This window comes from Sphingopyxis sp. 10G20-10, assembly GCF_057365075.1.
In genome coordinates, this window is the sequence record NZ_CP195117.1 from 2,373,705 (window position 1) to 2,387,006 (window position 13,302).

General features: G+C 60.9%; 9 protein-coding genes. 5 read left to right on the forward strand and 4 right to left on the reverse strand.

The window, feature by feature from the left end:
• Positions 1–90: 90 nt before the first annotated feature.
• Genes ACR3XE_RS11580 through ACR3XE_RS11595 form a run of 4 tightly spaced genes read left to right on the forward strand, consistent with a single transcriptional unit; the run spans position 91 to position 3,583 of the window.
• Positions 91–1,197: an ABC transporter permease gene (locus ACR3XE_RS11580; RefSeq protein ID WP_473700039.1), complete on the forward strand. Its 1,107-nt coding sequence runs from the start codon at positions 91–93 to the stop codon at positions 1,195–1,197.
• The gene (locus ACR3XE_RS11585) at positions 1,197–2,012 is read left to right on the forward strand and encodes an ABC transporter ATP-binding protein (protein WP_473700038.1); all 816 of its coding nucleotides are present in this window, start codon (positions 1,197–1,199) and stop codon (positions 2,010–2,012) included. The genes ACR3XE_RS11580 and ACR3XE_RS11585 overlap by 1 nt, the downstream gene beginning before the upstream one ends.
• A gap of 15 nt (positions 2,013–2,027) precedes the next feature.
• Entirely contained in the window at positions 2,028–2,969 is a 942-nt protein-coding gene (locus ACR3XE_RS11590; protein WP_473700037.1) for an MlaD family protein, read from the forward strand.
• A gap of 11 nt (positions 2,970–2,980) precedes the next feature.
• Entirely contained in the window at positions 2,981–3,583 is a 603-nt protein-coding gene (locus ACR3XE_RS11595; RefSeq protein ID WP_473700036.1) for an ABC-type transport auxiliary lipoprotein family protein, read from the forward strand.
• 31 nt (positions 3,584–3,614) lie between these two features.
• On the opposite strand, the gene pepN is transcribed toward ACR3XE_RS11595, so the two are convergent.
• Complete coding sequence (gene pepN / locus ACR3XE_RS11600; protein WP_486185758.1) at positions 3,615–6,209, reverse strand: aminopeptidase N; 2,595 nt, start codon at positions 6,207–6,209, stop codon at positions 3,615–3,617.
• A 47-nt stretch (positions 6,210–6,256) separates the two neighbouring features.
• Here pepN and ACR3XE_RS11605 point away from each other — a divergent pair, with 47 nt between their 5' ends.
• Positions 6,257–7,057: a Rossmann-fold NAD(P)-binding domain-containing protein gene (locus tag ACR3XE_RS11605; protein WP_473700035.1), complete on the forward strand. Its 801-nt coding sequence runs from the start codon at positions 6,257–6,259 to the stop codon at positions 7,055–7,057.
• A gap of 111 nt (positions 7,058–7,168) precedes the next feature.
• Here ACR3XE_RS11605 and ACR3XE_RS11610 read toward each other — a convergent pair whose 3' ends face one another.
• From ACR3XE_RS11610 to ACR3XE_RS11620, 3 genes are all read right to left on the reverse strand, one after another.
• The gene (locus ACR3XE_RS11610; protein WP_473700298.1) at positions 7,169–8,407 is read right to left on the reverse strand and encodes a DUF445 domain-containing protein; all 1,239 of its coding nucleotides are present in this window, start codon (positions 8,405–8,407) and stop codon (positions 7,169–7,171) included.
• Positions 8,408–8,525: 118 nt separating this feature from the next.
• Positions 8,526–11,945 (reverse strand): efflux RND transporter permease subunit, encoded by a 3,420-nt coding sequence (locus ACR3XE_RS11615; protein ID WP_473700034.1) that lies wholly within the window; start codon positions 11,943–11,945, stop codon positions 8,526–8,528.
• Between the two features lie 34 nt (positions 11,946–11,979).
• Entirely contained in the window at positions 11,980–13,203 is a 1,224-nt protein-coding gene (locus ACR3XE_RS11620; protein ID WP_473700033.1) for an efflux RND transporter periplasmic adaptor subunit, read from the reverse strand.
• Positions 13,204–13,302 lie beyond the last annotated feature (99 nt).

The window sequence follows — 13,302 nt, forward strand, 5'->3', positions numbered from 1 at the left end:
CCAGTCCGCGGCCAAGGCAAAGCCGCCTCTTTGCCGCGCAGCCATGGATTCGCTTGCCGTATTTAGGCAAATAATACAAAGTCGCGCGCGATGGTGGCTTGGGCAGATTTCGAACATAGCGACGGCGCCGATGGCGCAGATGTCCGCTTCTCCGGCCGGTTGACGCTGGCGCGGCTCGGCGATCTGCCGCAACGGCTAGAAGAGGTCAGCCCGATTACGACACTCGACCTGTCGGCGATTGAGCGCATCGACACCGTTGGCGCATGGATCATCACCCGCACCGTGCGCGAACAGGGCGCGAAAGTGGTCGGGGCCAGTCCTGACGCCCAGCGGCTTCTCGACGCGTTGGCTGAGGATCAAAGCGAGTACCAGATTCGAGTCGGCCAAAAATCGGTGTTCGATCGCATCTGTGGCCAAATCGGCACCGCCAGCATGGCGGTCTGGCATGAATTCATCGGGATCATCGGCTTTTTCGGCGCCATGATTATTGCGCTGGCCACCCAGTTGCGGGCGCGGCGGCGCTTGCGATGGCATTCGGTGGTCCACCGCTTTCAATCGGTGGGCGTCGATTCCCTCCCCATCATAGGGCTGATGACCTTTCTCATCGGCATTGTCATGGCGCAGCAGGGCGCAGTGCAGTTGCAGCAGTTCGGGTTGGAAGTCTTTACCATCAACCTTGTCGGACGCGCATCGATCCGCGAGCTTGGCCTGTTGATGACCGCAATCATGGTCGCGGGCCGGTCGGGCTCTGCCTTTGCCGCGCAAATCGGCACGATGAAGCTGACCGAAGAGGTTGATGCGATGCGCACGATTGGCGTGTCACCGATGGAGGCCATCGTCCTGCCACGTGTCGCCGCATCGACGCTGATGATGCCACTGCTCGGCTTCTATGCCAGCATTTGCGCTATCATTGGCGGCGGCATTTATTGCTGGATCGGACTCGAAATTCCACCGCTCACCTATATTCAGAGGCTGCGTGAAATCATCCCCATGACCGATTTCTGGATCATGATCATCAAGGCGCCGGTGTTCGGCATATTGATCGGCGTTACCGGTTGTTACGAAGGAATGCAGGTGCGCCAAAATGCCGAGGAAGTCGGCAAGCGCACGACCTCCGCCGTGGTCGCGGCCATATTCCTTGTTATCGTCCTCGACGCCATGTTTGCGGTGTTCTTTTCCTCGCTGGGTTGGAACTGATGGATGAAATGATCCGCCCCGAACAGTTTAAGACCGCGATCCATATTCGCGAGCTTCGCAATCAATTTGGCGACGCTGTCATTCATGATGGCCTTGACCTCGATGTCCGGTCGGGGGAAATTTTGGGCGTGGTCGGCGGGTCGGGCACCGGAAAATCGGTGCTGATGCGCTCGATTATCGGGCTGCAGACCCCGACGGCAGGCGAAATCGAAGTCTATGGCAAGACGCTCGACACCATCGCCGATGCAGAGGAATCGCGCGATTTGCGGCGACGTTGGGGTGTGATGTTTCAGGGTGGCGCGCTGTTTTCGACCCTGACAGTGGCCGAGAATATTCAGGTGCCGCTCCGCGAATTTTACCCCAAAATCGATCAGCAACTGCTCGACGAAATCGCGGCCTACAAGGTTGCGATGGTCGGCCTGCCCCCCGACGCTGGTCCCAAATTTCCGGCGGAACTGTCGGGCGGCATGGTCAAACGCGCCGGCCTTGCCCGCGCGCTCGCGCTCGATCCCGCGCTACTCTTTCTCGACGAGCCGACGGCGGGCTTGGACCCGATTGGCGCGGCCAAGTTTGACGAGCTAATCCGCGAACTCGCCGACACGATGGGTCTCACCGTCTTTCTGATTACCCACGACCTCGATTCGCTCCATGCGACGTGTGACCGAGTCGCGGTCATCGCGGAGAAACGGGTGATTGCGGTCGGGACAATCGCCGAATTGCTTGCTACCGAGCATCCGTGGATACAGGATTATTTCAACGGCCCGCGCGGACGCGCCGCCGCCGGGGCGCATGATGCCCACGCCGCCACAGCATGACGTTAGGATGAACTGATGGAAACGCGATCAAACAATGTGCTGGTGGGTGGCTTTGTCATGCTGCTGACGGTCGCCTTGGCGGTGTTTGTGGTCTGGCTGGCCAATGACAGCGGCGGCGACAAGCGCGAATATGACATCTTTTTCAAACAATCGGTCGATGGGTTGAACAAGGGCGCACAGGTGCAATTTTCGGGCGTCCCGGTCGGTCAGGTCCGCAAGATCGAATTGTGGAAAGATGATCCGCAATTCGTGCTGGTCCGCATCGAAGTGAACGAGGATGTGCCGGTTCTTCAGGGCACCACCGCCGCGCTCGAAGGCGTCGGCTTCACCGGGGTATCGCAAATCGCGCTCGATGGCGCGGTCAAAGGTGCGCCGCCAATTACCGACAAGGGACCAGCGGGCCGCCCCGTCATTCCCAACCGGATCGGCGGGCTGGGCGAACTGCTCAACACCGCCCCGCAGTTGCTCCAACGCCTCTCTACCCTCACCGAAAGGCTGGCCGAACTGGCCGATGACAAAAATCAGGCGAGCTTTGCGGCCATCCTGAAAAATGTCGAGCAAAGCACCGCCATCCTCGCGCGCAATGGTCCCGCGATCGAAAAAGCGCTCAACGACACCCGCGTCGCGATTCAGCAAACCGGTGTGGCTGCTGAACAGATCGGCAATCTCGCCGCATCGGCGCAGGGCACCATCGACCGTAATGTCGACCCCGCAATGACCGATCTGCGCAAAACCCTGCGCAGCGCAAGTGAATCGATGGATACGTTGAACAGCGCGATTGCCGATGCCAGACCCGGCCTCAAAACTTTCAGCGAAACAACAATACCAGAGGCCAATGCGTTGATCCGTGATCTGCGCCGGACCTCAACCACCCTATCGAGCTTGACCGACAAGCTGGACCAGCAAGGCGCGGGTGCCGTGATCGGCGGCAGCAAGCTCCCCGACTATAAACCATGAGGATGACGCCCATGATCTGCCGCACCCGCACGCCCCTGTTGCTGACCGCCGCCGCGCTGACGCTATCGGCCTGCGTTAGCCTTGGCGGCGGCAAAGTTCCGCCCTTCCTCCTCACTCTCGACGCCGACGCTGTCCCTGCCGCCGGCCCAGCCCGCACCGCCAGCGAAGGCGAAACGCTGACGGTCCTCGTCCCCACCGCACCGCAAAAGCTGCGCACCGTCCGCATCCCCGTGCAACAGGACAATGACAGCATCAGCTATGTCAAAGACGCGCAATGGGTCGAGGCGCCGGCGCGGTTGATGCAGCGGCTGATCTCCGAAACCGTGGCGGCCAAAACCAACCGGCTGGTGCTCGACGAAGGCCAATATCTCACCGCGCCGGGCGAACAGCTTGCAAGCCAGCTTGTCGAATTCGGCGTCGATGCGCGCACCAACGAAGCGGTCGTCGTGTATCAGGCGATCCTCGTGTCCTCGGCGGGCAAATCGGTCACCCAGCGCCGCTTCGAAGCCCGCGAACCCATCGGCGGTCCGGTCGAGGCCAAACCCGTAGGTGCCGCCCTAACCCGCGCTGCCAACAAGGTGGCGAACGAAATTGCGGAGTGGCTGGGACAATAACGCTTCTCCTCCCGCTTGCGGGAAGCAAACGCTACCCCAGCAAACTCTTCGACGCCTGTTCGGTCGAATCGCGCGACAGGCCCGGTTGCGCCAATATCCGCTCCAGCGCCGCCTTCATGTGCGTCGCTCGCCCGTCATCAAAACGCTTCCAGCGCCCGAACGGCGGAATCAGGCGGGCCGCCGTCTGCGGGTTCTTGGCGTCGAGCGCGATGATCAGGTCGGCGACCAGCGCATATCCTGCGCCATCCTTTTGGTGGAACGCCGCCTGATTGGCCGAAAAAGCGCCATAGAGCGAGCGCACCCGATTGGGGTTGGACAGCGAGAAGTCGGGGTGCTGCGCCAGCTCTGCCACCGCCGCAACTGTGTCATCGCGCAAGGACCAGGCCTGAACCTGAAACCATTTGTCGAGCACCAGCGAATTGTCGCGATAGCGCTGATAGAAAATGTCGAGCGCGGCGACCCGTTCGTCGCTGTCGCCATGCGCCAGCGTCGCCAGCGCAGCCTGCCGCTCGGTCATGCCATCGGCGTCGGAGAATATGCCGAACGCCAGCGCGGCAATGTCGGACGCCCCAGACGCCGCCAGATAGGATAAGGCCACCCCGCGTAGACGCCGCTGCCCTTTGGCCTCCGCCGACAAGTCGGTCGCGACCGGTGCCGCCTTGGCCAACAGATTACGAAACGCGCCATCCAACGCTTTGCCGATACCCCCCTGAAGGCAGCTGCGTGCGCGGCGGATGGCGTCGGGATCGACGATAACCATCTGGTCGCCGACAAAGGATTCACTAGGCAGCAAGATCGCCTCGGCCACAAAGGCCGCGTCGTCCGCCGCTCCGTCCAGCGTCTTCTGAACCGCGTCGACGACAGCTTGCGGGTCGCCATCCTTCCCCGCGACATTCGCCACCAGCGTATCGAGCATCAACTGTTGCAATGCCTCATAACGCGCAAAGGGGTCGTCGTCATGCGCGGCGAGCCACGCCAGTTCGCCCGGTGCGCGCTGAAACTCGACGATGACCGGCGCCGAAAAGCCGCGATTGACCGACAGCGCGGGTCGTGTTGCAAAGGCACCCAGCGCGACACTCTGCTGCGCAGCATCAACGATCAGCATCGTATCGGCCAGACCGCCGCCCTTCCCCTCGCGGTCAAAGGCGGCAATCCGCAGCGGCATCGCCATCGGTTGCTTATCCGGCTGCCCCGGTGTCGGCGGCACGATCTGGTTGATCTGCAACGTCCATTCGCCGCCCTGCTCATCGACCGACAATGCCAATCGCGGCGTGCCCGCCTGCTCGTACCAGCGTCGGAATTGCGTCAGGTCGATATCGCCGCCTTGCTCAATCGCGCGGACGAAATCCTCGCAGGTCGCGGCCTCGCCATCGTGGCGGTCGAAATAAAGGTCGGTGCCCTGCCGAAAGCGTTTCGGCCCCAGCAACGTCGCCATCATCCGGATGATTTCGGCACCCTTGTTATAGACGGTGGCGGTGTAAAAATTGCTGATTTCCTGATAGCTGTCGGGGCGGATCGGATGCGCCAGCGGCCCGGCATCTTCAGGGAATTGGGCGGCGCGCAGCACGCGGACGTCCTCGATCCGTTTGACAGCCGGCGACCCCATATCGGCCGAAAAGCTCTGGTCGCGAAAAACCGTGAATCCCTCTTTCAGCGACAATTGGAACCAGTCGCGACAGGTGATGCGGTTGCCCGACCAATTGTGGAAATATTCATGCGCAACAACACCTTCAACACCATCATAATCCTGGTCGGTCGCGGTGTCGGAATCGGCCAATATGTAACGGGTGTTGAATATGTTGAGGCCCTTATTCTCCATAGCCCCCATGTTGAAATCGCTCACCGCGACGATGTTGAACAGATCGAGATCATATTCGCGGCCATAGACGCGCTCGTCCCACGCCATCGAATCTTTGAGCGCCTTCATCGCGTGGCTCGTGCGGTCGAGGTCGCCCTCGCGCACCCAGATGCCCAGTTCGACTTTGCGTCCGCTCATCGTCGTGAAATGGTCGCGATTGACGACCAGATCGCCCGCCACCATCGCGAACAAATAACTCGGCTTGGGCCACGGGTCTTCCCACAACGCCCAATGGCTGCCGCCCTCTCCGTCACCCTTGTCGATGCAATTGCCGTTCGACAACAGGATCGGAAAGAGCCTTTTATCGCCAGTCATCCGGACGCGATAACGGCTCAGCACATCGGGACGGTCGGGGTGGAACATGATCCGGCGAAACCCCTCTGCCTCGCACTGGGTGCACAACATGTTGTTCGAGGCATAAAGCCCCATCAACTGGGTGTTCGCCTTTGGGTTGATCCGCGTTTCAACCTCGACACGAGCAGAGGTTCGCCCACCCAGATCGACGATCAGGTCCGCCCCGTCCATGTGCCAGTCGTTCCAGCTTTCGCCATCGACGCGCACCGCTTCGGCGGTCAGTCCCTCGCCGTGCAGCAACAAAGGTGCCGCTTTATCGGCGCTCCGCACGACCGATAGCTGCGCCGACACATGCGTTTCATCAATGCCGAGAGCAAAATCCAGCGCAATGTCGGGCACTTGCCAGTCGGGTGCGCGATAGTCGCCGCGCTGGATGGTGACGGGAGGGACGGGTGATGAGGAGGCGTCATTCATAGCGCATGGCCCTAGCCCTCTGCCGCACATCGCGCAATAAGCACCCCATGAGCAAGATACTGATTTTCGGACTGGGCTATACTGCCAGCCACCTCGCCGACCGGCTGAACGCCTGTGGCTGGGATGTCGTCGGCACCACGCGCGACGGACGCGATGGCAGCATCGCCTTCGCCGACGAAGCGGCGGTGCTGGCTGAAGTTCGCTCAGCCACACATATTCTGTCATCGGTGCCCCCCACAGACGGCGCAGACGCCGTGCTCACCCGCTATGGCGAAGCCATCGCCTGTGCCCCCGCCCGCTGGATCGGCTATCTGTCCTCGACCGGCGTCTATGGCGATAGCGGCGGCGCATGGGTCGATGAAAGCGCCGCCCTCAATGGCCGCCGCCCCGACCGCATCGCCGCCGACCGCGCGTGGCAGGCGCTGCGCAGCGATGTGAGCGTCTTTCGCCTCCCCGGCATTTACGGCCCCGGGCGCAGCATCCTCGACCGCATTGCACAGGAGCGCGCGCACCGCATCGACCTGCCCGACCAGCTGTTCAGCCGCGTCCATGTCGACGATATCGCCAGCGGCATCATCGCCTCCTTTGCGGAGCCACCCGACGTCTATAATCTCGCCGATAATTTTCCCTGTCATCAGAACCGGCTGGTCGACTATGGCTGCGCCCTGCTGGGCGTCCCCCTGCCCCCGCTCCAGACTCTCGACGAAGCCGGACTCTCCCCCGCCGCCCGCGCCTTTTATGCCGAGAACCGCCGCGTTGCGAATGGCAAGGCCACGCGCCTGCTTGGCTGGCAACCCCGCTATCCATCCTATCGAGAAGGGCTCGCCGCTTGCGCGGTTTCCCGATAGCACTGCCCTAAATATTCGTCATTGCGAGCGAAACGAAGCAATCTAGGGTTGCCTTACACCGCTCTGGATTGCCGCGTCACCTTCGGCTCCTCGCAATGACGATAGTTTCGGTTAGAGAAACACGTCGATGCTGTGGATCAACAGCCCGACCAACCCGCCAACCAGCGTCCCGTTGATACGGATATATTGCAGATCGTCGCCGACCGCATTTTCCAGCCGGTCGGTGATTGTTTTGGCGTCCCAGCCGCGGATGGTGTCCGACACCAGCTTCAGCGCCGTTTCGCCATAGCTGTCGACCGCGCCCACCACTGCGCGGCGAGCGTAGCGGTTGAGTGTGTGTTTGATCCCCTGATCCTCGCCCAACATAGTACCGAACTGGGTGATCAACTCGCCAATCCGCCCCGCCAATACTGTGTCGGGGTCGCGCGCGGCACGAAGCAGCGCGCCGCGGCCCTGTTCCCACAATCCGTCGAGCCAGCGCTTGACTGCTGCATTGGCGAGCAGCTCATCGCGCACCTTGTCGACTTTGGCCCGCACTTCAGGGTCATGTTGCAGGTCGAGCGCCATCCGCTCCAGCCCTTCTTCGACGCGCAGACGGATCGGATGGGTTTCCTCGACCGCCATGTCGCTCAGCAGCTTACCCAGCCCCGCTACAATGCGGTTGGCGATGCTCTCATCAAGTCCGGTCAGGCGCACCAATGTATTGCTGTTATCGTGCACCATCTGGTGAATCAGGTGCGCGTTGAGGTCGAGCGTCTTGGACCCCCATTTGACCATCGCGTCGAGCAGCGGCTGGTGCCGCCCCTCGGCCAGTGCGGCGTTGAGCGCCTGCCCCAGCAAAGAAGCGACATCCAGTTCGCGCAGCCGGTCGGCAATGGCCGATTTGACGATGCCGCCCAGTCGTTGCTGGTCGAGCGCGCCAAGCGCGTCGGCAATCATCCGCGACGCGCCCAGTTTCAACCGTCCGCCGCCCGCCGCAGGCTGCGACAGGAAGTTTCCGACGACACCCGCCACATCGACATCGCGCATCTTGCGCGCGATCAGTCGGGGCAGCAGAAAATTGTTGAGTAAAAAGCGCGCCAGCGTGTCGCCGATGCGATTCTTGTTACGCGGAACGATAGCGGTGTGCGGGATGGGAATACCCATCGGGTGGCGGAACAGCGCAGTCACCGCAAACCAGTCGGCGAGCCCGCCCACCATAGCGGCCTCGGCAAAGGCGCGGATGAATCCGATGGCGGGGTGAACGTCCTGCCAGCTTTTGGCCGTGATAAAGACCGCCGCCATCACCATTAGCAGACCGGTTGCGACCAGCCGGATATTCAGCCCGCCAGTCGGCAATCTGACCCCCATGCCGGGCCTGGGGGTGAAGTTGGGTTCCACGGTTCTTGTGGCCGGATCAGTCATGCCATCCCAATGACGCAGCGCGCCAGTGGTTGCAACCGGCGCGGCGCAAAAGGCCGCGCCCGCGTCACTCGGCCGGGTGCGGCGGCGCCGTATCGGACACCGCCTTGCCATCATCCCCCGGCTTGTACGTCAACAGATTGCGCGAGAAGAAGCGTCCCATCCGCTTTTCGGCGCTATCGGCAAGGCTGAAACCAGCCGGCACGATCAACAGCGTCAACAGCGTCGACAGGATCAGGCCGCCGATCACGACCACGCCCATCGGCGCGCGCCATGCGCCGTCACCCGACAGCGACAGCGCGGTCGGGACCATACCCGCGACCATGGCGACTGTCGTCATAACAATCGGCTGGGCACGCTTGCGCCCGGCATCCATCAACGCCGCGACTTTTTCGATCCCGTGATCCATTTCCTCGATTGCAAAATCGATCAGCAGGATCGAGTTTTTCGCCACAATGCCAAGCAGCATCAGCAAGCCGATAAAGACCGGCATAGAGATTTCCATACCCGTAATGGCCAGACCGATGAGGCCGCCCAATGGGGCCAGCAGCAGCGACAGCATATTGACCAGCGGCGACAGGAACCGGCGATAAAGCAGGACCAGCGTCGAAAAGACGAGCAACAAACCCGACACCACGGCCACCATGAAATTCAGGATCAATTCCGCCTGCCATTTCTGGTCGCCCTGAACAATTTTGCGCACGCCCTGCGGCATGTTGGCATAGGAGGGCAAACTGTCGATCTTGGCCTGCGCGTCGCCCGTCACCAGTCCCGGCGCAAGGTCGGCGCCAATGACGATACGGCGCACCTGATTGTAACGGCGCAATTCGGTCGGCCCCGCCCCAAATCCGATCTCGGCGACCGATTTCAGTGGCACCGTCGTGCCGCGCGATGTCGGCACCGGCAGATTTTCCAGCGTCGCCAAACTGCGGCGTGAATCCTCGGCAAGCAGCACGCGGATCGGGATCTGACGATCCGACAGCGAGAATTTGGCCACATTCTGATCGATATCACCCAGGGTCGCGATGCGAATGGTCTGGCTCAGCGCGGCCGTGGTCACGCCCAGATCAGCGGCAAGGTCCATGCGCGGATTGATGATGATTTCCGGACGCGGCGTGTCCCCTTCGATACGCGGCGCACGAATTTCCTTGAGCTTGCCCATTTCGGCGACAATCTTGCGCGCCTGCGCTTGCAACTTCACAGGGTCGTCGCTGCCGATGACCAGCGTGATATCACGACCTGAAAATCCGCCCGACTGGCTTTGGAACCGGACACGCGCGTCCGGAATTGCCGCCATGACGGGCTGCAACTTGCGTTCCCATTCGACGCTTGACGTCGGACGCTCTTTTTTCAACGTGATGAAAATATTGCCGCTGCCAACGTTTACATCGGCGAAGGCCGCCTCGACCGCCGGTTCCTTGTCCAATATTGTCGTGACCTGATCGGCGATTTTGCTGCTCTGCGCCAAGGTCGACCCCGGCGGCAGCTCATAGCTGATCTGGCTATAGTCGCTGTTGGTTGTCGGCTGGAACTGCTGCGGCAAAACCGCGAACAGCACGATACTGGACGCAAAGGCCAATGCGCCAATGCCCACAATCCAGAACCGATGGTCGAACAGGCGGGCATAGCCGCGCTGGACCATGAATTTGGTCCATTGGATAAAGGCTTTGTCGCGCAGGGCAAAGACGCTGACCGCCGCGCCGATTAAAATCATCAACAAGGATGTGACCAGAAAGACGATGATGGTCGAAAGCGGAATCTGGAGCAGGTAGAAAACCGCCGTATTGGCCACATCATTACCCGCACCAATCTGATACCACCGCATCGCCACGCTCACCAACGCCGCGATCACTGCCACCACGGCTGGTCCGGCAAGATAGATCAATCGCGTATCACTGGCCTCGAACCCCGCCCGAATCTTTTGCGCCTTTTCATGGTCCAGCGTCCAAGCAAGCAAACGTTCGTAACGGTCGATCCACGGCCCGCTGGCATGATCCTGAGTCCCGTGCGGGGCAAGGAAATAGGCCGCGATCATCGGTGTAATCAGTCGCGCAACCGCCAGACTGACCAGCACCGCAAAGACCACGGTCATGCCGAACTGGATAAAGAACTGACCCGAAATACCGGGCATCAGGGCGACAGGCAGGAACACCGCGACAATCGACATGGTGGTCGCCACAACGGCCAGACCGATTTCATCGGCCGCGTCGATCGCCGCCTGATAGGCGGTTTTGCCCATTCGCATATGTCTGACGATATTCTCAATCTCGACGATGGCATCATCGACCAGCACCCCCGCGACAAGGCTGAGCGCAAGCAATGACAGGCTGTTCAGTGAAAAACCCATCAGGTCCATGAACCAGAAAGTGGGAATGGCCGACAACGGAATGGCCAGTGCCGAAATCAGCGTCGCACGCCAATCGCGAAGGAACAGGAACACCACAACAACCGCCAACACCGCGCCCTCGATCATCGCTTCCATCGAGCTTTTATACTGCTCTTTGGTATAGATGGTGCGCGTGAACAGGATCCGGAAATTGACCTTGGGGTTGTTCTTCTTGATCTCTTCCAGCTTTTTGACCGCAGCGTCATGGACAGTCACGTCAGACGCATCCTTGGCCTTTTCGATCGAGAAGGACAGCACCTGCTTGCCGTTCATCTTGGCAAGATTGCGCTGTTCGGCATAGCTGTCGGACACAGAAGCGACATCCGAGAGGCGGATCGTGCGCCCATTGCCCAATGCAATGCGCGTTTCACCCAATTGAAAGGCTGACCCGGCATTGCCGAGCACGCGAACCGCTTGTTCCGATCCGGCAATTTCGGTGCGCCCGCCCGCGGCATTGATATTCACCTGCCGCAATTGCTGGTTCACCTGACTGGCGGTGAGACCATAGCTTTGCATCCGCGCCGGATCGAGGATGACGCGGATTTCGCGGTCGACGCCGCCCGAACGGCGCACCTGGCTCATGCCCTCGATCGACAGCAATTCCTTGGCGACCGTATTGTCGACGAACCATGACAACTGCTCCAGGCTCATGTCGGTGGCTTCGACCGAGAAATAGGTGATCGGGCCACCGGCAATGTCGACGCGGTTGACCTGCGGTTCCAAAATACCATCGGGCAATTCGCCGCGAATCTGGGAAATCGCCTGATTGACGTCATTATAGGCACGATCAATCGGCGTCCCGACGGCGAACTGGACGAATGTCCGGCTGCTACCTTCACTGACATAGGAGGACATGTCCTCGACGCCATTGACCGCCCGCACGGCGGCCTCGACACGCTGCGTGACCTGTGTCTCCAGCTCCGTCGGCGCCGCGCCCGGCTGGATCACAATCACCTGGACGGCCGGAAACACAATATCCGGATTGTCATTCACATCCATGCGGTTGAAACTGACAAGCCCCGCCAGCAGCAACAGCACGAACAGCACAATCGGCGGCACCGGATTGCGGATGGACCAGGCGGAGATATTACGAAAATTCATGGCTCAACAGCTTCCTTGGCAGCAATCCACCGGACTAGTTCGCGGCCTTTTCAAGAACCGGCTTGACCGTGTCACCGGGGTTGAGGAAGGCACCGGCCAGCACGACCACGCGCTCGGTTCCCTGCAGCCCATCGGCAATCGCAACACCATTGTCGCTAACCGAACCAACCTTGATCTTGCGCCGTTCGACTTTGTTATCCTTGCCGACAACATAGACATAATTGCCATCGGCGTTGCTCAGAACGGCGCTTTCCGGCAGTAACGGCAGATCTGCCGACCCAGAAATAAGCTTTGCATCGGCAAATCCGCCCGGACGCAGAGCAGCGCTATAGGGCAAGGCGATACGGACATTGCCCTGACGCGTCTGCGGGTCGATGACCGGCGACTTCTGCCAGACTTGTCCCGCGATGTTCAGGTTGGAACCGACCGGCGTGACAGTCGCCTTGGTACCGACAGAAAGACGCTGCAGATCAGTTTCGCTCATTTGCGCCATCATTTCCATTTCGCCGCCCCGGGCCATACGGAACAAGACGCCGCTACCAGCGCTCACCACCTGACCGGGTTCGATCTGGCGTGTCAGCACCAAGCCAGCCGCCGGAGCAACGATATTCAAGCGACCATTGCGCGCTTGCGTCTCGGCATATTGGGCCTGCGCAACGCGGACGCGAGCATTGGCCGCATCACGCGTCGAGCGTTTGCGGTCCATGTCCGCCTTTGAAATAAAGCCACGCGAAACCAGCGCTTCGGCCCGCTCCAACTCGGCCTGCGCCAGACTGGCATCGGCCTGCGCGACACGGATTTGCGCCGCCAAGGCATTGGCTTGCTGTACCTGAACCGACCGGTCAATCACGGCCAGAACCTGGCCCGCCTTCACCCATTGGCCGGGCTGGACCAATACGCGAGAGACCTGTCCGCCCTCACCCGCGATACCGACGGGCATTTCCACCCGCGCGGCGATCGTGCCATTGGCGGAAATCGTGGCCTGCACCGACTGGCGACCCGGGACAACGACAGTGACAGTCGGCGCGCTTGCGGCCTTACCATCGCCACCGATCGAACCATTGTTGGATGCCGTCGCCGCTCCGTCTTTGTTCGAAAAGGATGAGTAAGCGGCCCAGGCGGCGACCAGCGCCAATGCGATAAGCACCAGCGCAATAATCATCGTCTTGCGTCGGCGCGCCGCATCCGGCTGCCCGTAAATGGATTGGGTATCCCCCGCCAAAATGTCCATCGAATCCACTTTCCGCTCGTAATTCACGTCGAATTTCCTTCTTCCCGGCGTTTCAAGAACCGCATGTGAAGAAATCCATCCACAACAGCCCCCTTAACCGTCTGGCAAGATAGCTGTCCTGCCAGA